Source organism: Polynucleobacter sp. GWA2_45_21, assembly GCF_001830325.1.
Classification (GTDB): Bacteria; Pseudomonadota; Gammaproteobacteria; order Burkholderiales; family Burkholderiaceae; genus Polynucleobacter.
In genome coordinates this window covers 293,710-318,209 of record NZ_MHZG01000002.1, presented here as the reverse complement: position 1 = coordinate 318,209, position 24,500 = coordinate 293,710, and the positions used below count along the sequence as shown (strand labels likewise).

Annotated in this window: 23 protein-coding genes and 2 tRNA genes; 9 read left to right on the top strand and 16 right to left on the bottom strand. The window is 43.8% G+C overall.

The features are described 5' to 3' along the window. Positions 1 to 478: 478 nt before the first annotated feature. Both A2X74_RS05445 and A2X74_RS05440 read right to left on the bottom strand, forming a co-directional pair. On the bottom strand, positions 479 to 2,098 hold the full coding sequence (locus tag A2X74_RS05445) for an autotransporter outer membrane beta-barrel domain-containing protein (protein ID WP_299764773.1): 1,620 nt from the start codon (positions 2,096 to 2,098) through the stop codon (positions 479 to 481). Positions 2,099 to 2,294: 196 nt separating this feature from the next. Continuing rightward, entirely contained in the window at positions 2,295 to 3,239 is a 945-nt protein-coding gene (locus A2X74_RS05440; RefSeq protein ID WP_293626239.1) for a lipase family protein, read from the bottom strand. 189 nt (positions 3,240 to 3,428) lie between these two features. On the opposite strand from A2X74_RS05440, the gene A2X74_RS05435 reads away from it, so the two are divergent. Then, entirely contained in the window at positions 3,429 to 4,124 is a 696-nt protein-coding gene (locus A2X74_RS05435) for a TetR/AcrR family transcriptional regulator (RefSeq protein WP_293626237.1), read from the top strand. A gap of 334 nt (positions 4,125 to 4,458) precedes the next feature. Here the strand turns inward: A2X74_RS05435 and A2X74_RS05430 are convergent, their stop codons facing one another. The 5 genes from A2X74_RS05430 to A2X74_RS05410 all read right to left on the bottom strand — a co-directional run bounded on the left by A2X74_RS05430 (position 4,459) and on the right by A2X74_RS05410 (position 9,006). Then, positions 4,459 to 4,905, bottom strand: coding sequence for a hypothetical protein (locus A2X74_RS05430; protein ID WP_293626235.1), 447 nt, complete (start codon positions 4,903 to 4,905; stop codon positions 4,459 to 4,461). Positions 4,906 to 4,925: 20 nt separating this feature from the next. Further along, complete coding sequence (locus A2X74_RS05425; protein WP_293626233.1) at positions 4,926 to 5,675, bottom strand: DUF2092 domain-containing protein; 750 nt, start codon at positions 5,673 to 5,675, stop codon at positions 4,926 to 4,928. Between the two features lie 155 nt (positions 5,676 to 5,830). Next, a complete protein-coding gene (locus A2X74_RS05420) occupies positions 5,831 to 6,478 on the bottom strand; it encodes a hypothetical protein (RefSeq protein ID WP_293626231.1) in 648 nt (215 codons plus the stop codon). A 25-nt stretch (positions 6,479 to 6,503) separates the two neighbouring features. After that, positions 6,504 to 6,824, bottom strand: a complete 321-nt coding sequence (locus A2X74_RS05415) for a hypothetical protein (RefSeq protein WP_299764767.1) — start codon at positions 6,822 to 6,824, stop codon at positions 6,504 to 6,506. Positions 6,825 to 6,840: 16 nt separating this feature from the next. Then, positions 6,841 to 9,006: an autotransporter outer membrane beta-barrel domain-containing protein gene (locus tag A2X74_RS05410; RefSeq protein ID WP_293626227.1), complete on the bottom strand. Its 2,166-nt coding sequence runs from the start codon at positions 9,004 to 9,006 to the stop codon at positions 6,841 to 6,843. A 255-nt stretch (positions 9,007 to 9,261) separates the two neighbouring features. Between A2X74_RS05410 and A2X74_RS05405 the strand changes: the two genes are divergently transcribed. Together A2X74_RS05405 and A2X74_RS05400 are read left to right on the top strand one after the other, a co-directional pair. Continuing rightward, positions 9,262 to 11,082, top strand: a complete 1,821-nt coding sequence (locus A2X74_RS05405; RefSeq protein WP_293626225.1) for an ATP-binding protein — start codon at positions 9,262 to 9,264, stop codon at positions 11,080 to 11,082. Continuing rightward, positions 11,079 to 11,795 (top strand): response regulator transcription factor, encoded by a 717-nt coding sequence (locus tag A2X74_RS05400; RefSeq protein WP_293626224.1) that lies wholly within the window; start codon positions 11,079 to 11,081, stop codon positions 11,793 to 11,795. The genes A2X74_RS05405 and A2X74_RS05400 overlap by 4 nt, the downstream gene beginning before the upstream one ends. Here A2X74_RS05400 and A2X74_RS05395 read toward each other — a convergent pair. The 3 genes from A2X74_RS05395 to A2X74_RS05385 form a co-directional block, all read right to left on the bottom strand. Continuing rightward, positions 11,792 to 12,679: a hypothetical protein gene (locus tag A2X74_RS05395; protein ID WP_293626223.1), complete on the bottom strand. Its 888-nt coding sequence runs from the start codon at positions 12,677 to 12,679 to the stop codon at positions 11,792 to 11,794. The genes A2X74_RS05400 and A2X74_RS05395 overlap by 4 nt on opposite strands. Before the next feature lie 386 nt (positions 12,680 to 13,065). Further along, positions 13,066 to 13,142, bottom strand: a tRNA-Arg gene (locus A2X74_RS05390). A 39-nt stretch (positions 13,143 to 13,181) separates the two neighbouring features. After that, positions 13,182 to 13,258, bottom strand: a tRNA-Pro gene (locus A2X74_RS05385). Between the two features lie 60 nt (positions 13,259 to 13,318). On the opposite strand from A2X74_RS05385, the gene A2X74_RS05380 reads away from it, so the two are divergent. Together A2X74_RS05380 and A2X74_RS05375 are read left to right on the top strand one after the other, a co-directional pair. Then, positions 13,319 to 13,684, top strand: coding sequence for a hypothetical protein (locus tag A2X74_RS05380; RefSeq protein WP_293626221.1), 366 nt, complete (start codon positions 13,319 to 13,321; stop codon positions 13,682 to 13,684). A 90-nt stretch (positions 13,685 to 13,774) separates the two neighbouring features. Then, on the top strand, positions 13,775 to 15,862 hold the full coding sequence (locus A2X74_RS05375; protein WP_293626220.1) for a TonB-dependent receptor: 2,088 nt from the start codon (positions 13,775 to 13,777) through the stop codon (positions 15,860 to 15,862). A 7-nt stretch (positions 15,863 to 15,869) separates the two neighbouring features. Here A2X74_RS05375 and A2X74_RS05370 read toward each other — a convergent pair whose 3' ends face one another. The 5 genes from A2X74_RS05370 to A2X74_RS05350 form a co-directional block, all read right to left on the bottom strand. After that, a complete protein-coding gene (locus A2X74_RS05370; protein WP_293626219.1) occupies positions 15,870 to 16,397 on the bottom strand; it encodes a chromate transporter in 528 nt (175 codons plus the stop codon). After that, positions 16,394 to 16,960, bottom strand: a complete 567-nt coding sequence (locus A2X74_RS05365; RefSeq protein ID WP_293626217.1) for a chromate transporter — start codon at positions 16,958 to 16,960, stop codon at positions 16,394 to 16,396. Before A2X74_RS05365 ends, A2X74_RS05370 begins: the two co-directional genes overlap by 4 nt. A 2-nt stretch (positions 16,961 to 16,962) precedes the next feature. After that, positions 16,963 to 17,790: a hypothetical protein gene (locus A2X74_RS05360; RefSeq protein ID WP_293626215.1), complete on the bottom strand. Its 828-nt coding sequence runs from the start codon at positions 17,788 to 17,790 to the stop codon at positions 16,963 to 16,965. Positions 17,791 to 17,841: 51 nt separating this feature from the next. Further along, on the bottom strand, positions 17,842 to 18,747 hold the full coding sequence (gene ppk2 / locus A2X74_RS05355) for a polyphosphate kinase 2 (protein ID WP_293626214.1): 906 nt from the start codon (positions 18,745 to 18,747) through the stop codon (positions 17,842 to 17,844). A 64-nt stretch (positions 18,748 to 18,811) separates the two neighbouring features. After that, positions 18,812 to 19,585, bottom strand: a complete 774-nt coding sequence (locus tag A2X74_RS05350) for a lysophospholipid acyltransferase family protein (RefSeq protein WP_293626213.1) — start codon at positions 19,583 to 19,585, stop codon at positions 18,812 to 18,814. Positions 19,586 to 19,670: 85 nt separating this feature from the next. Here A2X74_RS05350 and A2X74_RS05345 point away from each other — a divergent pair, with 85 nt between their 5' ends. The 4 genes from A2X74_RS05345 to A2X74_RS05330 are packed head-to-tail and all read left to right on the top strand — an operon-like array spanning position 19,671 to position 22,897. Continuing rightward, entirely contained in the window at positions 19,671 to 20,477 is an 807-nt protein-coding gene (locus tag A2X74_RS05345; RefSeq protein WP_293626271.1) for a UDP-2,3-diacylglucosamine diphosphatase, read from the top strand. Continuing rightward, positions 20,474 to 21,502: a glycosyltransferase family 1 protein gene (locus A2X74_RS05340; RefSeq protein ID WP_293626212.1), complete on the top strand. Its 1,029-nt coding sequence runs from the start codon at positions 20,474 to 20,476 to the stop codon at positions 21,500 to 21,502. Before A2X74_RS05345 ends, A2X74_RS05340 begins: the two co-directional genes overlap by 4 nt. Positions 21,503 to 21,511: 9 nt before the next feature. Beyond that, positions 21,512 to 21,916 (top strand): diacylglycerol kinase, encoded by a 405-nt coding sequence (locus tag A2X74_RS05335; protein WP_293626210.1) that lies wholly within the window; start codon positions 21,512 to 21,514, stop codon positions 21,914 to 21,916. A gap of 42 nt (positions 21,917 to 21,958) precedes the next feature. Then, the gene (locus A2X74_RS05330; protein WP_293626209.1) at positions 21,959 to 22,897 is read left to right on the top strand and encodes a GNAT family N-acyltransferase; all 939 of its coding nucleotides are present in this window, start codon (positions 21,959 to 21,961) and stop codon (positions 22,895 to 22,897) included. Here A2X74_RS05330 and A2X74_RS05325 read toward each other — a convergent pair whose 3' ends face one another. Next, positions 22,898 to 24,382 (bottom strand): Ppx/GppA phosphatase family protein, encoded by a 1,485-nt coding sequence (locus A2X74_RS05325; protein ID WP_293626269.1) that lies wholly within the window; start codon positions 24,380 to 24,382, stop codon positions 22,898 to 22,900. Positions 24,383 to 24,500: the final 118 nt, after the last annotated feature.

Here is a 24,500-nt window from a genome sequence, read left to right as displayed (position 1 = left end):
GTTTAAGACACAATTTAAATTTCTATCTTCTTTAATTCTGAAATTGTAATTAAATGAGTTCAGTTACTAGAATTGCAGTGACTACTTCTTGCCGTTCTCTGCCACGCAACTACCACAAATTACCCAAATTTAGCGTCAGCAAGCCATCCCGTAAGAGCTGCCCGACCGTCACGTAACCGGACACCTCCGAGTCGAGCCTAACCGACACCAAATAGATGGTCAAAATTACATCAAACCTTGAATAGCCCGCTAGCTGGCATAACAAGCGTCACTTAACAAGACACTTGTTAGCTTAATTTCAGATTTGAATTTGGGCGACCTGAATTATTTACTGTCGGTTTTACATGACACTTCGGGATTAGGGTTGGCGATGGGCTTTTGCTGAACACAAAGCAGACCTTCGCAATAATTATCGATGGCAGATCCCTTTCAGATAATACCCCCCGAAGCAGGTTTCTATCTTACTTAATTGGTTTAATTACAAGCCAACCGTATAAGTCGCCATCACAGTAGTGGTTTGAACCGCTTGATATGGCTCTTGACGGTATATACCAGTAATACCCAAGCGTTGATTCTTGGCTACATCGTAGCTAGCACCAAGGGTGGCTGTTGGTCTGGTTTTAACTGGATTGGCATTGAAGTTCACTGGAGTTAAGCCAGTAACACCAGTAGCCGAGTAAGTGCCGTTGCTAGTATTGGTATCGCTCTCCACACCAGCACTAGCAAACAAGGTGGTTTGTGGGATACCACGGTAACTAGCACCAACACCAGCTAGAGCTGTGGTTGCATTAGTATTGAGCGCCGAGTAAGTCAGTGGTGCCGTTACAGCTGAGCTTGCACCCTCTGTGTAGCCACCCATCGTGTTTTGTGTATAACGCACACCCGCGTAAGGGGATACTACGACTTGATCAACGAAGCCAAAGCCATATTTGGCTACTACTTGAGCGCCTTGGCTGTTTAGTTGTGAAGAACCTGAACCCGCTTCACTTGTGCCCACTACAGAGCGAGTAATAGTAGTGTTCTTTTGACCATAAGCAGCCGATACTTTGACTTCTGTTCCTGTGCCATCTTGACGCTCATTCCAAGCGCTAAATACGCCAATCAGCGGTGTGTTGTTACCAAGGTTCACTGTAGAGCCTGCGTTATTCACAGACAAATTCTGGTCAGCATAAGCGCCAATACGATAGTTGTTGTTTAAGCGATAACCAGCAATTAACAAGGCGCTTGTGTTGTTTAAGCCATTAGCTGCCGATACCGCAGTATTACGACCGGCTGCAGAGATGCAAACATTATTGGCGCCAAAGACTGTGCAGTCATAGCTAAAGCTGTTGGCTAATACTGAGTTCTGAAGGGCATAGGTATTTTGGAGTGATGAAGCGGTATTTTGTAAGGAGGCTTGGGTGTCGGCGGTGGAAGCGCCAGTAACAATCAAATCCCAAATTGTTCCAGCCGAGTTATTTAAACGCCAAGTAAAGCCGTTGTAGTTACCAGAAGTAGCGCCTGTTAAATTTGCGGAAGTAATACCCGATAGCACAGAGCTATAAGTGCCTTTGGTTAAAGTTGATGCGGCTACACCATCTACACCGCCACTATAAATACCAAAAGTGGTAGCGCCACTAGGACTAGTCACGGCCAACTGTCCGTGGTAGGTTGGAGAACGAACGATGATGTTGTAATAGGTAGGGAGATTGCCGTTATAAGTTAAAGAAGTAGTGGTGGCGCTTGATGCGTTGCCCCCTTGGGCGTTGTTAAAGGTGGTGATTGCGCCTTGGTTGAAGATGTTGTAGCCGCTATCACTGGCATAGATTGAGCCAGTGTTTGTTAAATTTGTTATCGAGTCAACGCTGGTCAAGGAAATACCGAAATCTCCTCCTTGGATCTGGCCAGAGTTGATAACGTTGTATGCTGAGGCGTTATTTTGCAATCTAATACCGCTGCTATTCGATGAGGAACTTGGGACTATAGTGATAGTACCGCTATTGGTTATATAAGAAAAAGTGCCTCCATCCGAGCCAACCCCATAACCATAAATGCCAGCGGTAATCGTTCCAGCATTACTCACGCCTAAGCCAGCAACCCATCCTCCGTATATGCCCACTCCACCTGCAGCGACCGTTATGGAACCTGTCGATGCTACTTGTACACATTGGTTATTTGAAAGCGAAAACGTTGAACTCAATGAGTTACTGAGGACAGTGCAACTTTGAGCGTTTACATTAAAAATTGCCCCCAAGAGAATTATTCCAAAAGCAAGGTACTTTGTATTAATCTTAAGCGCCTCAATGCTAATAGTCTTAAGCATTACTCACCTCATGGTCTGGATTAAACGGTACGCCTGAATACTCAAGAGCGTAACCATAGCAGCAGCATGGATCATGATTTTTCTCTTCATCGCCATAACGAGCCTCAAAGAATATTCGAATGCCTACATGTTCAAAGCCGGTATTTCCGAATGGAAAATCGGGTACAAAATCCGCTGCGTTAACCAACCTGAAACTATCATGCAACCTTCCGGAGGGCCTAGCAGAAGTTTCTAACATCCTTAAGCTTTCGTAATATTGCTTGAAATTAATATCACCTACTTTTGGGCTGGCAGAGTTGTAGTGCTCCACCTGAAAACCGAGCGCAATTGCTTCAGGAATTGCTAAGGTTGCAAGTGTGGAGCCCAAACTATGACCAGAAATGGTTAATGATGTGCCAGTTTCAGTTTGACGTAGTTTTTCAATCAATGAAATGCGCAACCCGTTGAAAATAGTCCACCACCCTTTTTCGTCGTTGATATTGCTTGGTGGATTTAATGTTGGAGCCGGATAAGGTAATAATTTAATTTCAAGATCTTTAACAAAATCTGGCAGACTTTTGCTTCCGCGAAAAATTAAATAATTATGAGCAGATGTATTATGTTTGACGATGCATCCAAATGGCTCAATGTGAAGTTCACCATTGGGCGTTGCAAACTCACTCCAAATTAGTTCGCCGAAACTAAAATCGCTCACCTGATACCCATGATCGTATAGACAAGTAGATGTTGGAATCCATTTGAAACCCAAAGGTGCTTCTTGCCACTGCTCATACATTTGACTAAGAACATTAACCAAAAAATTACATGCCTTGAATTTAGCCATATCCGAAGAACTTAAATCTTTTAGTGGGATTTCCATAAAAACTTTCATTTCAAATTTTTTAAAATACGAATCAAAACTCATTACAGCGTTACGGCTATTTACACCTTGGCACATAAGACTAGCCGTAATTACATGGTTCGATATTTCGCCAATAAATAAAGGCTTTAATGAATGAGCTTAAGGTTGCTCAAGACACCCCCCCACAGCCCGACCGACTTGATTTATCGTGAATAATGGACGATATTATGTTAGCTGTATAGCGAATAATTTGTAACAAGCGGTCGGTTTTTATGGGGCTTAGCAATGATGAATAACAACTCTCGGTCACGTAAAAGCACTACCAAATCAAATTCGCCCGTCAGCAAGACGGGGCAAACTCGTTTGCTTAAAAAGCGATTACTAAGAGCGGGAGAAGAAAATCTGCTGGAAGGCAGAGAGAGGATATTGGTTGCTGCTAGGAGTTGTTTTGCAAGACAAGGCTTTGCTTGCACTTCCATTAAGGACATACAAGTAGAGTCGGGGTTTTCCAGAGGCAATCTCTACCACCACTTCAAAACTAAGGAAGATATTGTTCACGCTATCATTACCCAAAACCTGGGTCGGTTTTGTGCTCAAGTAGAGAAAACGCTTTTAGAGCTAAAGGATCGCAATTTAAGTCTGGGTGATGTAATTCATGAACTAGCTTTCCTAGCTGAACAAATCACCAAGGGGCCTGGCCGAGGCATGGCCTTTCATGTATGGTCACTGGCCATGGTCGATCCTGATATTCGAACAACTATGCTAGCGTGCTTTGAAAATATTCGCAGCGCTTTGGAAGCCAAAATTGTTGCGCTCATGACTCAAGGAAAAATCAAAAAATCTAAGAACACTCAGGAGCTATCTGTGACCTTATTTGGCCTGGTGATACCGGCATTTACTGTGCAAAGCGTATTTATGGAAGACAAGGCGGTAGATTCAAAACAGTATGCCCAATGCCTAGAACAAATTTTTACAACCTAAGACTTTTTTACTGTATCAAATGATGTGAAAATCGAGATTTAACCACGCTATTTGTCGGGTAACCCAACAATACAATGTCGAAGCCACCCTAGCCTAAAATAAATCCAATCAACGCCAGAAGACAGCTCATCGAAACCGCTGATACATTTTTTAATGTTAGTGTGAATATGGTTACCGCTCGGGGCAAAGAGCATCTCAATAGACTTATAAGTGTCGTGTTTCGAGACACTTGTAGATTAATTTCAGATTTGCATTTGGGCGACCTGAATTATTCTGGGCTAGCTTTACTAAATCCAAAACAACAGTAAAGCGCCCGAGGAAGGTTTTGCTTCAATCATCCTGGAACTACTCTGTAGAAAAAATTATTCCCGTTGTATAGCGGACGCATTCTAAAACCCTGGCATTGATAAAAGTTGATGCCATTTCTAGGCTCTAGAATACAACCAGGAAACAAATTAGGAAATGTAGAGCCAATCGGAGGTATGGAATAAGAAGTCACAGGAGCTGGCCCGGGGGCAACTACAATTTGCTGCGGTTGCGATGCATAGACCGGGGGCGCTTGCTCAACAACTACTTGCGGCGGAGCAGATTCAACTACAGTAGCCCCAGCTACCACTGCACCAGCAGCCCACCCAGGACCACAACGCCAACAACCTGGACCACCCCAACCCGGGCCCCTCCACCCACCTCGATAACCATGCCAATATGCCTCTGCATCACTGGTAGCAGTTAATGTGACTAATCCAACCAAGCCCAGCAAGAAAATTGTAAAAAACTTCATCTCAATACTCCCTATGAATTCTATTTAAGTGGCACTTCAAGTTGAGCAAATTCGGTAACAATAGCTTTAGAGAATCTTCCAGAATCAAATTGAGATTGTGGGATTTGTGAATCAATCTTCCAATTGCTATATACCAGGGTGGTTCTTGGATGACTAGAATCGCCCAAGTAGATCCAGGAAGCCATGTATGGCAAGTTGTCCTTGACACCAATCCAGATTTGTCCCTGCAGCTCCCTACCCGCCAAAACGAGAATATTAGTTTCAACACCGCCTACTAATTTTGTTTTTCCAACAATAAATGCATCAGTAAGACCCCTAGAAAGATGCTCATATGGATTAGATAAGACCAAATCGTCACCAGGGAAATAGAGTCCCGCTTTCTCATAAGCAAATTCAGCAGCAGCATCAATATTATCCGGAGCATTGGTCACAGCAACCAAGTTTTTCTCGGGACTATAAGCAAAAAGTTTCTTACCGTTGTACAGAAGCTCACTAGACGGCCCATCACCTGATACAACTACATTAAATTTATTGGGGCGCTGGAGTGCAATTTTTGCAGCCGTTGAGTAAATCACTGGAATTCCATCAATGGAAGGAAATTCCGAATGAACCAGCGCTTGAAATTGGATAGTTTTAGCGCTAGCCATTTTCTTACTCATAGCTAGCAGTAAATCCAACGCAGCAGGTTCTATAGCCTGCATGCCTTTAGGCAACTGAGGTCTTTGGGGTGATTCCGGGCGGTTGCCATCAACCGATTGAGCGATTGCCAAATTTAATATAAAGCAACTACTTAACCCTATAGTCAGTGCATAAATTAAGCGCATATTTGAACTCCATTTGTTTTTTGAAAACCAGGCTTGAGATAAGAATCTAAGTGAAGAGTTAGGCTAAAAATTACAAGGATGGGTGTAAAAAGATTTAGCAACTATTTGGCAACAGCTTCTATGTGAAGATTTTCAATTGCAGAAACTAGAGATGCTAACTTTGCCTTATCAGCAGCGTCTAGCGGAGCATTATTTTTTTGCGAATGCAGCAAATACTCGGCGTCCTCCAATTCACGAACAACCTCCATTGATTTTTTACTCTTCTCAACGCTAGTTCCTTTCACTAGCTGCTGCAGACTAAAGTACAAGGCAGAAAGATTTTGATCTTTCAAATCTAGATTCAGTGGAAATTTACTTCTAAATACTGCCTCCAATGCAGATTTAGCATCCCCAACAGTCTTAGCCTGACGTAAGAAATACTTCATATTTTGAATCCGATTACCGATTTCAAATTGGTAGAGAACAAGCTGTGCCTTATTTTTTTCCTCAATATCGTAGTGATGCTGCATTCTTTGAAATACAGCAGCACCACCAGTAAGAACAACTGATGATAAGAGCCACATTCCAACAGAGCTATTTAAAAACTCCATCAACTTACTGCCTAAGTTCTTTTCTACTGCTTTAATTTCGGCCTTAACGTTCTGGGATTCGGATTTAATTTTTGCAGCAATTCCCTCAAAGCTGGATTTGAGCTCATGTCGAAAGCGCTCCTCCGCCTCCAATATGCTTTTTCTTTCTTCGCTAAGCACAATTAGTCCCCCGAAAAATTCCTAATTAATATGACTGGCATTGATTGCCAACAAATTGAGCTTGGATCACAATATCGTTTTGAATAGTAAAAGTGGTGGTGCAGTACAAAGGCATTACCCTTCCGGCCCAATACCCACCCTGAACGTATGCACCATCGTTTTGAAGGTAGGAAATTAGGCGCAAATCACCACTCAGGGCAATAGATGATGGAGATCCCCAGCTAGCCTCTAAGTTTTGCTCACTCTGCCCAACCCAGGCCTGCAAGTTAGCTTGATAGTTTGCAACTGATTGACATCCAACCAGGATAATGACTGTTGCAAGCATTGAAGTTCTTAACCGATTCATATATTTGAACTAGTGCTTACAAGCCAACCGTATAAGTCGCCATGACAGTAGTTGTCGATACCGCTTGATAAGGCTCTTGTCTATAAATCCCCGATAGACCCAGTTGCTGATTCTTCTCCACTAAATAGGTAGCACCTACTGAAGCAGTAGGTCTTGTGGTTACTGGATTGGCATTAAAGTTCACCGAGGTTAATCCATTAATCCCAGTTGCAGAATAAGTGCCATTACTAGCATTGGTATCAGACTCTATCCCAGCACTAGCAAAGAGTGTGGCCTTGGGAGTTAAGCGATGATGGGCGCCTACTCCAGCTAATGCAGTCGTTGCATTGGTATTGAGTGCACTGTAGGTTAATGGTGCAGTAACTGTTGCAGAAGTGCCTTCTGTATAGCCCCCCATATTGTTTTGGGTATAACGCATACCCACATATGGAGATAGCACCGTATTCTCAGTGATACCAAAGCCATACTTAGCCACGACTTGAGCGCCTTGGCTATTGAGTTGCGAAGATCCTGAACCAGCTTCACTAGTACCAACCACTTGACGAGTAATAGTGGTGTTCTTTTGACCATAAGCAGCAGATACCTTCACCTGAGTACCAGTGCCATCTTGTCTTTCGCTCCAAACTCCAAATAGCCCAATGAGTGGTGTGTTGTTGCCTAGATTGACGGTAGAGCCAGCATTATTCACAGATAAGTTTTGATCTATGTAAGCGCCCACACGAACTAAGGGCATTGCACGATAAGCAGCAATCAATAATCCGCTAGTGTTATTCATTCCATTAGCTGCTTGCACAGCTGTATTTCGACCACCAGCTGAAATACAAATATTGTTTGCGCCAAATACATCGCAGTCATAGGTAAAACTATTGGCTAAGACTGAGTTTTGAAGGGTATATGTGTTTTGAAGTGAAGCTGCGGTATTAACCAAAGACTGTTGAGTGTCGGCTGTTGATGCGCCGGTAACAATCAGATCCCAAATGCTTCCAGAAGAATTATTTAGACTCCATGTAAAGCCGTTGTAATTTCCTGAAGTTGTGCCGGCTAAATTCGATGTAGTAAAACCTGAAAGGACTGACGTATAAGACCCCTTAGAGAGAGCTGAGCCAGCATAGATGCCAAAAGTTGTTGCACCACTCAAACTTGCACCAGCAAGTTGACCATAATGAGTAGGTGAATTAATGATAATGTTGTAATTTGTCGGCAGGTTACCTTGGTAAGTTAATGCAGTTGTTGCCGCAGTAAAACTGTTTCCGCCTTGGAGGTTATTTAAAGTAACGATACTACTGGCCGTTTCATTAAAAATACCAACACCGCCCAAACCTGTTGATATAGTACCTGTATTAGTTAGACTAACAATTGTGGCCCCATTTACATTTCCGTTGTAAATACCATACGTATCAGCACCGCCTAAAATGCTACCATTATTAATAAAGTTATTAACAGTTGGGTTAGGGTAATCAACACTGTAATATCCATTATAAAAGCCAATACCCCCTGCACCATTAAAGCTTATATTCCCATTATTTATAAAATTTCCCATCTGAAAATAGTTAGTAACAGCATATCCGCTGTCTGTAGTTGAAATTACACCAGTCGAATTGTTTGTGAATGCAGTGATAGTTCCGTAGTTCAAAACACCATACCATCCTGGACCGCCAATGATAGAACCACTATTACTTATATTTGATATGGTGTTGTTATTATCGTAATTTTCAATCGCACTATAGCCACCGAAAATAGTTGCCCCAATATTATTCGTGATCGTTCCTATGTAGCCACCTGTCGAATCTAAACCATTTATGATTCCGTAGGTATTTAAGCCGCTGATTGTTCCAAAGTTAATCACCTCAACTATGGATCCATTATTTGTTGTGCCAATTGCAGACGCATTATTATCAGAACCAGCCGTATTAATAATGTCTCCCGAGTTGGTTAGCGTACCAATGGAGTATCCATCGACATAAAATGAGGAGTAGCTATTTGCAGAACTGGCATTAGAAATAGTGCCCTCATTAAAGCTATTACTTAGCGGTGTTGAGGTTGAGGTAATTGTTGCACCATTAGCACAAGTCTGAATGGAGCTGACAATGATTGAGGAGCCTGAACAAGTTTGGGCAAGTACCGATGTTAAGGGTAGGGAGATAAAAATTCCAAATAGCAGAACTTTATGTAAATTTTTCATCAGAGATATCCATTATTTGTAGCTTCAATTTTATTTTTGTGATGAACAACTACTTCACTCAAATTATTGAATAAAGCAATGCGAATTCCTCTCACTTCCTCTCAGATTCATATGGTTATGTGCATCTAGGGAGTTGAGCGCAATACTTTGCTTTTGAAATAAACTGGCTAGGTGAATATTAGGACGACCTTTGCTCAATGCAAACTTTTTGTTTGTTGCGCCCTTCTTTTATTAATTAATACCTCGTTTGCTAGTTTGCCTAACGTTGATCCGGCCAAGTCATTTCAATACCAAGTCGATTACTGTCAAACTCAGGCCCCCTCCAATCAGATTGCAGAGGCGGTAAATTGTGACTACCAACCGCAGTATTTGCCTTTAAATTCGGGTTTTGAAGAGTCCCCGCGATGGATGCGAATACAGTTAAGCGATGAATTTCAAGACATAAGGTCAATTGCAATTCAAGTAAGCCCCTATTTTCTGAAACAGATTGATCTTTTTTGGAGAAGCAATAGTGGTTGGGTAAATGAACAAGCTGGGGCTCGCACTCTAAGTGACAGAACTCACAAACAGATTGGTGGTCATCTTTTTGTTGTGCCACTTAACCCAAAGACATCGAATACTTTCTACCTCAGGATACAAGCATCTAGCCTTACACATATAGCCGTTACAGTCAGCCCGTGGACAAATGAAGGGCCTCATAACTATGCACATTTTCTAGGTATCGGCGTTCAGGTTGGGATACTTTTTGCCATTCTTGCCTTTTCTCTTGTAAGTGCCGCCCTAAACCCAACTACCATCATGGCTCGATTTAGCATCTCTGCGGCCAACTTGATGCTGTGCCTTATATCTGGGAGCGGAATACTAGCTATCTACATATTCCCGCATGAGCCCTTGCTCAATGAGCTCATTTTTAACTGGGCACTTTGCATGCGGCTCGCTTTATGGGTTTGGGTATCTGCGGCATTCTTACTCGGCAAAAAAGTACCCCGCTGGTATAAGCCATCATGCTATGCAATATACCTAATGGTGGGCATCTCAATGCTTTTAATTGGCATTGGTAAAGCCAATATTGCAAATCCTATTATGCTATTGGCTGTTTTTGTAGCACCCATCTTGCAAATCATTGCGATTTACAAGACCCCCACAATTGGCAGGACCCTACAAATCGTTTTGATCTTGGGGTTTTGCCTCTCAATACTGCTTATCATACTGGCAATACTTGCCGTTTTATTCCCAGTCCAAAACAACAGTCAAATTCCCATTTATTTATCGCGACTCACCGACTTTGTTAATCCATTAGTGATGCTGTCCATTATTGTGTTTCAAAATAGACTTGCACGAAAAGAGCTGCTTGAAGTCAAGGCTGCACTTACAGAAACCCAATTGCGATCCGAGTACGAAACTAAGCTACTGAAGGATCGCAGAACTTTAATTGATATGCTAACTCACGAGCTCAAAAATCCATTAGCATCCATTGGCCTTGCCATAGATACCCTTAGTCAATCGATTGATAGTAACAGTCCACATGATCAACGTCGTTTAAAAAATATTAATCGCTCTATTTCCAATATGGATGCAATTATCGAGCGTTGTAATCTCATGAATTTGATCGACCAAAAATCTCTACCATTTAGCCCATCGGAAATTAATGTAAGAGAATTTATTAGTAACATTATTGAAAATTTACAATGCGAGAATCAGGCTATTCTCTCAATTCAAGGCAATACATTCATTCACACTGATCCCCAATTTCTGCATATTATTTTAAGTAATTTAATTGAAAATAGTCTGAAGTACTCGAGTGCCGATTCTAAAATCACCATTCGCGCTCAGACATTTTTTATAAATGGCCATAGTGGCATCCGCATAACAATTGCAAATCCTGTCCCGCCAGAACTAGCGCCGGAACCTCACTCCCTATTCCACCGTTTTTATAGGCACCCCTTAGCCCAAAAAACTAGAGGGTCTGGTCTGGGTTTATATATTTGCAAAGAACTGTGCGCCGTTCTTGGTGGGGCAATCCAATATCAATACATCAATCATGATGCAACTTTTACGATTGAACTCCCCCAATGAATCGCATTCCAATTCAAATGAGGCTTGCGATCGTTGAAGATGATGCTATTTTGCGCGAAGAGCTAAGTCAATTCTTGCAATCCCATCAATTCATCGTTCACGAGACTAACAATGGGCTTGCCTTGCATGATCTACTACTTGCAGAACCGATTGATGTAATTATTTTAGATTTAAATTTACCGGGTCAATCCGGCTTTGAAATTGCGCAATTTGTTCGCGCCTCTTATCCTCAAATTGGGATTGCTATGCTTTCAGCCCGAACCGCTTTGGTCGATCGCATTAAAAGCTATGAGCACGGGGCAGATATTTACCTTCCCAAGCCAACTCCGCCTCAAGAGTTGTTAGCGGCCATTAATAGCCTAGCTAGACGCATTACAGAATTTAAGCCTGATGGTTGGATCTTGCAAACCCAATCAGGTCAATTGATTTCACCAAATGATAAAAATACCATCCAATTGATTGCGGTAGAAATGCTATTACTCAAAGCTTTAGCTCAAGCGCCCAATCATTCATTGGAGTCAGAGAGTATTTGCGAGATTCTTTCGGAGCAATTGGCAATGGAGACCATGACAAAACGCTCTTTGGAAAATATTATTAGCCGACTTAGAAAAAAAATTCAGCCAGCGCTAGATGGCTCGGAGCGCCGAATTATCCATTCAGTATGGGGCACTGGCTATCAGCTATACCTACCCCTATCCATTACCAACAGTTAAAACAAAACTTTTAAACTTACCCCAACAGCGTTATAGAGTGTTCGATTGTTGTATGGGATTTTCATAAAGTTTTGGGTATAGGTATATTGATTACTTCCTATGCCATAGTTTGCTCCCAGCCACACTTGGTTGGCAATTGGGCGACTAAGCTCTAAGTTGCCTGAATACAAATAGGATGAGGCCGCATACCCAGAAGTCATCAAAATTGAGGGGAAACGTGTCACGCCAACTGATGCGTTAATCACATACTCACCTATCGTCTTTGAGACCAGTCCCGTTACTGAAGGGGCGCCACCGTAGCCAGCATCATTCGTTGTTTCATTAACGGTAAGGCTACCTTGCCAGTCACTTGATCCAATGAAGATAGCGCTAGCCCCCAAGTTATAGGTGCTAACGCCAGCCCTGACACCAAGATTAGGTTGCACACTACCAAGCACTTTCAATAACATCCAATCATTGATAGCCCATAACTTGGCCCCAGACAAAACTGGATTTTTAAATCCTTGTGTTGCCGCATTGGTATTAAGCGGATTGGTAACGACAGTTTGCACGTAAAGATCAGATATTCCGACAGCAAAACTGTTGGGTAAGCCTATAGAAATCTTTTGAAAGAAATTATTATTTATTGAGGTAGCGGAATTTTTTAATACGGGTGAGTTAATTGTGTAATCAGTTCGAATATTTTCAATATTTGAATCCCACTCAACCTGATAAGGATTCAGAAAAAAAGATGGCGAATATGGCGATGGTTCATCAGCGAATGTCCATGATGATGCAATCAAGCAAGCGATAAAACTGAGGTGGCTTTTTAAACTGAGGGTCATATTGGCTAGAGCTGTCTTGAATTGAACAATCAACGTATCAGCCACAAGACCAATAGGCATTAAATATACAGAATTTCGAACTTTGATAAGGATAAATTACTGCGACCAACGATTTTTGGGGTTAAAGCTAATCTTTATCTTCCTCACCCCAGTCGTAGAGCCGCTGATAGAGAGCCACCCAGCCACCACAAATTACCCAAGTTTAACGTCAGCAAGCCATCCTATAAGAGCCATTCAACCGTCACGTAACCGGACACCTCCGAATCGAGCCGAACCGACACTAGATCACCAGGGTCAAAATTTCGTCTGAGTTGCCGATAGTCAACTGGATCCCTCACGCTAGACCCAAGGCCACTCCTACGATAGCAAAGCTAGATCATGATCAGCCAGAGTTAAGCCAATAGAACAGCCTGAACAAGCTTGCAAAATATTAACTTGGGGAAATTTGGCCTGCCCAGCACGATTCGAACGTGCGACCTACGCCTTAGAAGGGCGTTGCTCTATCCAGCTGAGCTATAGGCAGTGTGTACTGGGACTGAAAATACGTAAAACTAAGAGAAAGTGGTCGGAGTACAAGGATTCGAACCTTGGACCCCCTGCTCCCAAAGCAGGTGCGCTACCAGGCTGCGCTACACTCCGACGGAACCAATATTCTACACCGAGATGGCCTGTTGGAGCAAATACTGTAAGATTCGGTGCATGAAAGCCTTATTTACAAGCAATTTGAACAAGCAATTCCGGGGGTGGATCGCCCTGAGTTTTTTGCTTGCCAGCTTATTAGGCACTCATTGGATTGGCTTTGCCCACAGCATTTCTCACTCCGGAATCCATCACCAAAGTGTTGAACAGACTTGTGTAGATCAAGCCCCTTCGCTTGGACATGGTTCAGTAAGCTGCCATTTGCTTGATGCACTTACGCTTGCCGGATTCGCCACTTCTGAACCCAATCTTTTCTTTGCCAATAACTTCTTCCATGAAGTGCAAGTGGCATCGAATGACTCTTTGCCAGCCCGCATTCATGTGGGGCTATATCAATCTAGGGCTCCACCTAGCCTCATCCTGTAAATCGCCCAAAACGCCAAACTTAATTTGTTTGGCCTCTAGATTTATTGCGCCACCCAGTCGTTGGCGCACATTAGGATTGAAAGAAATATCATGCACCAAATCAATAAGCTATTAGCTAAGCGCAAACTCATCTGCGTTTTAGTTTCAGGATTAATGAGCACTACCGCTTTTTCCCAATCAGAACCTTCTCTTGAAATTACTGCCACCGGTTCACAAGAGGCAACACAAAGTATTTTGACGCCCACCAAGATTCTGCAAGGTGATGAGCTTCTTAATAAATTAGGCACTACATTGGGTGCCACACTTGCCAATGAATTAGGCGTATCCGCTACAGGCTATGGCGCGGGGTCATCACGCCCAGTGATTCGTGGACTTGAAGGTGCTCGTGTTCAGATTTTACAAAATGGATTATCAGTAGGCGATGTCTCCAATATCTCTCAGGATCATGCTGTTGGCAACAATATGCAAAATACCCATCAAGTCGAGATTTTGCGTGGTGCAGCCGCCCTACTCTACGGCTCAGGCTCCAGTGGTGGACTAGTTAACGTAGTTAATGATCGAATCCTGACCAACTTACCCGATAGAGCAACAGGTGCTATCAACACCAGTTATGAGACTGTAAATAACGGTAGAGCTGGCTCGGTAGAAGTTGATGGTGCATTTGATTCAGTTGCGGTACACGTAGATACAGCGATTAATAATGCGAATAACTACTCAATTCCAGGTAGCTCCACGCAGTCTCAGGGAGAGCCTCCGGGTGGCTGGACTGTTCCAGCAGAGGGGAATCTTGGAAATAATTACACCGGCAAACTTCCTAACTCTTTTAGCAACCAGAATAATTTAGGTGTTGGTGTTTCTTATATCGGTCAGAACGGCTATACCGGTGTTTCGGTTGAGCGCCTCAATAATAACTACGGCATCCCAACACCTGAAGGTGGCTCGATTAATCAGTCACAGAATCGCTACGATTTACAACATCAAACACGCGATCCATTTGCGGGCTTCTCTTCATTTAAATTTAGCGCCGCAAATACCAACTACAACCATACTGAATTTAATAACCAAGGGGAAGCAGCCTCACTCTGGAAAAATATCGCCAATGAAGCTCGCTTTGAATTAGCTCATAATCCCATTGCCGGTTGGAAAGGTACTTTTGGAGCCCAAGTATCAGCAGCATCTCTTAATGCCACAGAAGTTGGCTCTGGAAGTTACGCCATCGTTCCCCCAACCAAAACAAACTCCAATGCGCTATTTTGGATAGAGGAAGGCAGATGGAATTCCTTACAAGGGAACTTAGGTCTGCGCTACAACAACGTAGCTCAAAAGCCGAACTTGGGAACCGAGTTGGTACCAGAGCCAGTGAATACTGGCGGAGATACTCCAGCCATCAGCCTCCAAAATCGCAACTTTAATTTACTGTCCTACTCGGCTGGCGGTTTATGGAACTTTCTGCAAGGTCATGGCGCTGGTGTTGCCTATACCGTTTCTCAGCGCGCTCCTAGCGCTCAAGAGCTTTACTCTTATGGAGCACATGAATCTACGGCAACGTTTGATATTGGTAACCCCAATCTCAATAAAGAAACCTCTCACAATCTGGAATTTAATATTCAAAAAACCAGTGGTTTGATGCGCGGTAAGGCAAGCGTCTATGCCAACCGCTTTAACAATTACATTTACGGTTACTACACTGGTCAATCAGTGCCTGATGTTGAAAACTTCTCCGTTGTGGTTGCACAGCAAGCTGCAGCAACGATCAAAGGCATTGAAGGTGAGCTGACTTATAACTGGCAACAGCATGGTGTTGGTGGGCGCATCTTTGGTGATGCCTCTCAAGGTACTTTTGATGCCGGTGGCAATCTGCCACTTCAACCAGCCCCTCGTTTAGGTGCAGAACTGGCCCATCAACGCAATGGCTGGCTCACCAATGCAACCTATATCTATAGCTACCAACAGAATAGATTGGCTAGCTGGGAAATTGGTCCCGCACCAAGTTACAACCTCTTGAATGCAGGCATCTCATACACAGAGAAGATTAAGGATGTGAATTGGACTGTGTATATGAATTTGAAGAACTTACTCAATGAGCAAATTCGTTATGCCACTACACCAATGGCTGTGAGACTGTATGCCCCACAACCAGGCAGAAGTCTGATGGTGGGCTTAAGAGGGACTTTCTAAACCGAGACTATTTCAAATAGGCCATAAGTAACGCACCAAATCCTCCGGAACCCAAAATAACCAATACTGGGTTAATTTTGGTTCTGAGGATGAGGTAAAGAGTCACCAGCGCAAGCGCCGCAGTAATCCCCCCCACCACAGAAGCCTTGCCTACAGCATAGACACCAGAAGCCATTAAGCCAATTGAAATGGGCTCCAATGCATTTTGGATAGAACGTCTCCAGGGGTTTTCACCAAAACGATTCCATAGACGGCCAACGTAGAAACACAAGAAGCTCGATGGTAAGAAGAAAGAAAGTAATACAACCCCAGCCCCTATCAGCCCTGCAATTTGATAGCCAATCACGAGGACCATCAACATATTAGGTCCTGGTGCAAGCTGACCAATACTGTATATGTGAACGAATTGAGTATGGTTAATGCCGAACTGCTGCGCTAGTACTGTTTGCATCTCCGGCAATACTGCAGTGCCTCCACCAACCGCCAAAATGGATAGCAAGGCAAAGCTCAATGCTAAGTGAATTAATGCACTCATGCTTTTTTACTAGGCCGATATAAATACAGGGAAATCGGCGCCATAATTAAGATGACGTAGGGCAAGGATAATTTAGCAATGCTCATTAATAAAAAAGTGCAGGTAATAATGAGCAACGATTGCACATGTCGCCAATGGTCACTGCCAATCTTGTAGGTGATAGCAGCTAAAAGTCCAGTTGCAGCAGCGGCAATACCTGCTAAAACATAGTTAACCAAAGGATGATCTGCGGCACTCGCATAGATGATACCCACTGCCAATACAAAGATCGATCCCGGCAGGATGAGACCTAAAGTTGCTGTAATTGCACCTAAGGCACCCCGCAAATGATCGCCAGAAATTACTGCGAGGTTAACGGAGTTAAGGCCCGGCATGGTTTGGCTAATCGCCAAGTAAGCCATAAATTCATCTGCCGAAAGCCACTTGCGTTTCTCGACCAATAAGATTCGTTCATAAGCAATGATTCCACCACCAAAGCTAACCGCTCCGATGATGAAAAATTGCACAAAGAGATCTTTTAAGCTGGGCACTCCAGCATTGACGACCTCATTATCTAAAGCCATCCCTATTCAGGCTTTCCGTAAACCAAAGCTGTTTTTGTACTGCCAATTTCAAGCCAGTTAGCCAACTCAATTTGCAGCTTTTTAAAGAATTTATCTGCGCGTTTATGCGCTTTAGCTTGCTTTCTATTGGCATCATTAACTCGATATGAAAATGCAAGCTCACCAACAATTGGATCGCCGACGCTTCTCATCCAAATCGCGATTTCACAATGGGCTTGCACCCCATCGCCAAAAACTAAATTGCCAATTGGCAAACACGCTTCCAGAATCTTATTCGTATTACCACCAACAATACGTAGTGGCTTCTTCCTATCAATAGGGAGCTTAGCCAATCCCGGGAAAAACTTAATGACGCTGGATAAAGATCGCTCAAAGAGAGTATCGATTGGTACCGCATCCAAGATGGCATTGTTGGAATAGATGGATCTTGCGGAACCAATCGCATCGCCTCGTAGAATTTCTTCTTTGAGGCGCAAACGAGACTTCAGTGATTTTTTTGGGGTCGGATTAAATTGATTGGATTTCTCAATATCGCCTGTGCGGCACTTGAGAGTCACCTCACACCAATCATCAACCCAGATATTTTGCCGAGACTCACGCACTCGGAGAATCACATTATTTAGACGAAAATCCTCGCCTGGAGTGTCGTAAAAATAGATACTACGCAAACCGGTTTCCGCATTGTCTAGATGGAAAAAGTCTACTTTATTTTTCTTGCAAAAATTGAGGATCTGATCACTTAATGCAGTAACCGTTCTCCGCCTATCCAGCCCTTGTGGTTTGATTAGAAGCTTAAATTCCCGATTCGTTATTTCTAGCTTTGATTTCAATGTTTATCTCCCATTGATTATTAATGAGAGATTAACACCGTCCAGAAAAAATTAGTAAATCTCGGGAACGTACATTTCCTTGGGAACTGGACCTCGCAAGTAATCTGGGTTATGAACTCGCTCCGGCAATGTAATTACAGGATGGTCAATCTCTTTATAAGGAATTTGATCCAGTAGATGCGTAATGCAGTTTAGGCGCGCCTTTTTCTTATCATTTGCAGCGACAACCCACCAAGGAGCTTCCGGTATAGATGTACGCTCCAACATGGTTTCTTTTGCCTTCGTGTAGGCCTCCCACAAGCGTCTGGCCTCTAAATCCATCGGGCTAAGCTTCCACTGCTTTAATGGATCATGAATACGCATCATGAAACGGTTGTACTGCTCATCATCCGAAATAGAGAACCAGTACTTAATAAGGATAATTCCAGAACGAATTATCATTCGCTCAAACTCAGGGACCGTCCTTAAAAATTCCTCATACTCGTCATCAGCACAAAATCCCATGACCTTTTCTACACCAGCGCGGTTATACCAACTACGGTCAAATAGAACGATTTCTCCGCCGGCAGGTAGATTGGCAACATAACGCTGAAAGTACCATTGGGTTTTCTCGCGCTCACTGGGAGCCGTAAGAGCAACTACTTTACAAACCCGTGGATTGAGTCGCTGGGTAATCCGCTTAATTGCGCCACCCTTACCGGCTGAATCCCGCCCCTCAAATAAAACAGCCACTTTGAGCTTATTCTCTACTACCCAGTCTTGAAGCTTTACTAGCTCACCTTGCAGGCGAAATAATTCCTTAAAGTAAACATTTCGGGGGATAACTGAGACACTTCCACCATCTTGCGAGAGGCGATCATCATCGAGCTCCATTTCGAGCTCTTCATCCATGCTATCGAGAATTTCTTCTTGAGCACGCTGATACCATTCAGCCATCTCTTTATGTTTTGATGTCATTTATTCCTCTAAGGCGTTGTATCTTTTTATCCCAAGAGTATGACATTTTTATTACATATATTGCTTATAGGGTTTGGGCGACCGCTTCCTGACAATATGCTGCCACCTGCTTACGATCAGAATCCCCAGAAATCTGGGGGTGATAAGGCTGTAAAAAGTCTATTCGGACTAGCAAGCCAGGGTGATTGATCACCCTAGACATCGATTCCAAAAGCCCCATCTCCCCAATAAAAGCTGGTGAGTCACTCCTCAAGCCCGTTTTCTCGGTGAGGTAGCGTATGGAGAGAGGATAAATCGGGGATTTGACAAGCAAGGCAGACTCAAACAGGTTGGGCTTAAAAGGCAATACCTGAGCTCCGTTGGTGGATGTTCCCTCTGGAAAAATACAAATCGATTCAGTATTGAGCACTTCTGCCATTTGCTCCACTACTTGCCTGGCATGTCGCGCACTATCTCTGCGTATAAAAACAGTTCCCAATTGCTTTGCCATCCAGCCAAAAATGGGCCAGGCTCTTACCTCTGACTTAGCAACAAAGCGGATTGGCTTACAGCTATTGATGGCATGAATATCTAGCCAAGAAATATGATTTGACGCAAATAAAGCAGGGGCAGATGTCACATTTTCCAAACCAGTGACTATCAACTTTAGATTAAATATATGCAGGAGGCGCTTTGACCATTGCTGAACTTTGTAATCTTTTTGAGATTGGCTAATAAATGGAAAGATCAGTGAGAGCGTGAAAACACCTGCAAGGACGTGAATGAATACTTTCACCCAAACAAAAATAGGCAATATCTTGCTAGGCGATGTTTTATCTGTCGATACATGAATTGTCATAAGCTCAGAATATAAATCAAGTCATCAAACTGACTTAAAAGTGTCATGAGGCCTTCATAAACAACGGGCTTAATCTGAACACATGATGCACTACAGAGCTATCTGGATTTCAGATGTACACCTTGGAACTTCTGGGTGTCAGGCAAAGTACCTCCTCGATTTCTTAAAACACAATGAAGCAGATACGTTTTATTTGGTGGGGGATATTATTGATGGCTGGAAATTAAAACGGTCTTTCTACTGGCCCCAATCACACAATGACGTAGTGCAGAAGTTACTACGCAAAGCTCGTAAGGGCTCTGAAGTCATTTACATTCCTGGCAATCATGATGAAGCTGCCAGACAATACTTTGGCATGTCTTTTGGTGATATCAAAGTTCAAGAAGAGGTCATCCACACTACGCTTGATGGCCGAAAACTCTGGGTTACACATGGCGATCTATTTGATGGGGTAATGCAATACGCCAAGTGGCTCGCCTACGTTGGTGATTCCATGTATAGCTTCATCCTCTACATCAACCGCTATTTCAATATGTTGCGCGTAAAGATGGGTTTACAGTACTGGTCTCTTTCCCAGTTCCTCAAGCATCAAGTCAAAAATGCAGTGAGCTATATCGCTGATTTTGAACACATCATGGCTAGAGAAGCCCGCTTGCGTGACTGCGACGGTGTTGTGTGCGGCCATATTCATAAAGCAGAAATTCGTGAGATCGATGGCCTGCTCTATTGCAATGATGGTGACTGGGTTGAAAGTCTTTCGGCCTTGGTGGAAACAACTACCGGTGAACTCAAAATTATTTACTGGACACACATCAAAGGTGATCCAGTAGTCGCAGCAGAAATTGCTCATCAACCCGCTGTTCAAGTTCTTAATAAAGAGGCTATCGCATGAAAATAATGATTATTACGGATGCATGGGATCCACAAGTCAATGGCGTTGTTAGAACTCTCAAGCAGACCCGCTCCGAACTCATTGGCATGGGCCATGAGATAGAAATGATTACGCCGAATGGTTTTAAATCCATTCCATGCCCCACCTATCCGGATATTGCACTATCTTTATTTCCCGGCAAAGAAGTAGCACGCAGAATTAAAGAATTTGCTCCTGATGCGATGCATATTGCCACCGAAGGTCCCTTAGGTCTTGCTGCACGCGCATATGCCGTTAAAAATAATCTGCCATTTTCTACCGCCTACCATACCCGCTTTCCAGAGTACGTTAAAGCTCGTACAGGAATTCCATTGGCAATCACTTATGCCTTTATTCGCTGGTTCCATGGTCCATCAATGGCAGTAATGGCACCCACCATTGTGGTTAAAAATGATCTTGAAGAATACGGGCTTAAAAATGTGGTGCTCTGGTCACGTGGTGTTGATCTAGATATCTTCAAAATGCAGGGCTCTAAAGCACTGAATAGTGCACACCCTATTTTTCTATATGTTGGACGGGTTGCCGTCGAGAAAAATATCAATGCATTCTTAGAAATTGATTTGCCAGGTTCGAAATGGGTTGTAGGCGATGGCCCTGCCATGGCGGAGATTAAGCAAAAATATCCCAATATCAATTACCTAGGCGTTTTGCAGCAAGATGAACTAGCAAAGGTATATGCAGCCGCTGATGTATTTGTATTTCCTAGTAAAACCGATACCTTCGGCTTGGTATTGCTTGAAGCTATGGCCTGTGGCACCCCTGTTGCCGCCTATCCTGTTACCGGCCCAATTGATGTTCTGGGTGACTCTCCTGCAGGTGCAATGAACGAAGATCTAAGGGAAGCCTGTATGCAAGCTTTACGAATCCCACGTGAGGTTGCCAGAGCACATGCTGAGAAATTCTCTTGGAGAGCTGCCTCAGAGCAATTTGCCAAACACCTCAAACCTGTGCCTTCTGCGCAGATTCATCTAACAGCCTTAGCTTAAGCCGATATTTTGACTACTCCATACGATATTAAGCAAAACCCGCACAAAGGGAATCGCGGCCTCACCAGAGCTTGGCACGCAGCGAAAAACTCTTGGTGCGGCATTGTGTATGCCTATAAGGAAGAAAGCGCTTTTAGACAAGAATTAACCCTACTAGCCCTACTCACCCCGATAGCGTTATGGATGCCTATTAGCCCAATCGAAAAATGCGTCTTAATTTCCTCCTTAATACTTGTTTTAGTAGTGGAGTTACTCAATTCCAGCGTGGAAGCGGCGATTGATCGAATCTCCTTTGAGCATCATGATTTGTCTAAAAGAGCCAAAGACTTTGGCTCAGCAGCCGTCATGTTGGCACTGCTCATTGCTGCCCTACTTTGGGCCACCATTTGCATTCCACTTGTCATCAATTGGTAACAGAGTCCTTTTACGATTGATTAAACCTATTTAAGGAAACTCATGTCTGATATTCCAAATCCTCTTGCTGCATTTGATCTTTTCAATGGTCGCTTTGAGCAAAAGCCAAAGAAAGAGAAAACCAGCAAAGCCAAGGCAATTAAAAAGCTTTTTTCCAAAAAAATTGCCAAGAAATTATTTGGCAAAAAGTTTGCTTTGCGTGCTCGCAACGAAGTACTGGCCATTGAGCCAATTGCTAATGAAAAGGTAATTAGCAAACCCAAGCGCCCTGCCTTTCAAATTAGCTGGGCCTCAAATCCTAATGAAATTAAGGAAGCGCAACGTTTGCGTTTCAAAGTATTTGCAGAAGAAATGGGTGCAAGCTTACCCGCTCATCCTGAAGACTTGGATATCGATGAGTTTGACGCCTACTGCGACCATCTGCTCATCCGCGATCAAGAGACGCTGAAGGTGGTTGGCACCTATCGAGTCCTTCCTCCGCACAAGGCCGCTGAGATTGGTCGCCTCTACTCAGATTCTGAATTTGATCTTTCTCGCCTAAATCACTTGCGCCCCAAGATGGTTGAATTGGGTCGCTCCTGTGTTCACGCTGACTACCGCTCTGGCGCTGTCATCATGGCATTGTGGAGTGGTCTAGCTCAGTACATGCAAAAACACGATTATGAAATCATGCTTGGTTGCGCAAGCATTCCGATGGCAGATGGTGGTCATTTTGCCGCCAGCCTATACAACTCACTGAGTAATGATCAAATGGCTCCAGTCGAGAATCATGCCTTCCCTCGACTGCCTCTGCCCTTAGAGCGATTAAATGGTGGTTTGCAAGTTGAGCCCCCGCCCTTGATTAAAGGCTATCTCAAGTTAGGCGCCAAAATTTGTAGCGCACCAGCTTGGGATCCAGACTTTAATACTGCTGATGTACTCACCATGCTCCGCTTATCTGAAATCAATCCACGCTACGCCAAGCACTTCTTGGGCATGTAATTAACGCAAGATTACTTTATAAGGCCGGCCGATACGTTCCCACTCGGCCGCTTCTTTTAGCAAACTAAATTCGGTCAAGGGATGCGCATCCACCCAATCTTTTGACAGGCTTACCAAATAAGAGCCATCGACTTCGGATACCTTAACCTTGGGAAGTTGAATATCACTTCTACCGCGGCAAAGCACCTGCGATAAGCGCAAGCAGAACAGCATTCGCCAATCTCTAAAGCTGGGGTTATTGGCTAGCTTACCCAACTTACCCGCATGACCAATGAGAAGCGCAGCTAACCTTGCCTGATCATTCTTTGAAAAACCTGGCATATCCGCATTGCCTGCAATGTAAGCCGAATGCTTGTGATAACCGTTGTGAGCAATCGATAAACCGATTTCATGAAGATTAGCAGCCCATTGCAACAAGGCGATGTTATCTTCACGATCCTCAGAGTCTGGCTTTGGCAATTGAGATAAAAATTCTGCGGCGTGTATTCCTACTCGCTTTGCCTGCTCGCGATCAACGGCATAGCGTTGCATAAACTGCTCTACTGTGACAAAGCGCATATCGTCATGTTGTGAGCGGCCTAGCAGGTCATACAAAACTCCTACGCGCAGTGCAGCGTCTGTGACCTCCATGCTCTCAATACCCAGCTCATCGAAGACAGCAATCATGATCGCCAAACCACCCGGCCAGACCGATCTACGATCATCCTTTAGGCCCTGCAGCACTACCTGACTAATATTGTCATACTTGAGAAGATGCTTCTTCATGGATCTCAAGCCATCGCGAGTAATGAGCCCACTAGCGCCATTCACGCGGCCCATGGTCAAGCCTTCGCTTTGGTGGCCATTAAAGTTATTTTCTGCGATCAGGTCTGCCAAAGCACGAGCTGTTCCAGACGAGCCAATAACCTGTTTCCAGCCACTTTTGAGGTAAGCCCCAGAGATCACCTGAATCTCTCGACGTGCCGCTAACTCCGCCTCTTTAAAAGCATGGGCATCAATATTGCCCTTAGGGAAAAATCGTAGGCTATGCGAAACACAGCCAATATAGAGACTCTCCATCAACTTTGGCTCATAGCCTTTACCGATGATGAACTCAGTAGAGCCGCCACCAATATCAACCACTAAGCGATTTCCCTGGACAGCAGAAACCTCATGAGCAGCGCCAATATAAATCAGACGCGCCTCTTCAACCCCTGCAATCACTTCAATGGGAAAACCTAAAGCCTCTTCGGCATCCCGAATAAAGCTGGGGGCATTCTTTGCCACCCTTAAGGTATTGGTTGCAACAGCGCGTACCTTGGAAGGATCAAAGCCCCGAATGCGCTCACCAAAGCGACGAATAGCCGTCAAGCCACGTTGATAGGCATCATTTCCCAGCAGCTTATTATCGGTAAGACCTGCCGCAAGACGCACGGACTCACGCAGAGTATCAATCGGGCGCAGCTGGGTTCCCGATGGTGTTTTCACCACCTGAGCAACGAGCATGCGAAAACTATTCGACCCAAGGTCGACTGCAGCCACCAAATCGCGAGGATTATTTCCTGAAATATCTTTATTAACAGCCAAAATTGTTCCAGTTAACAGGTTTCAATATGAATATGTC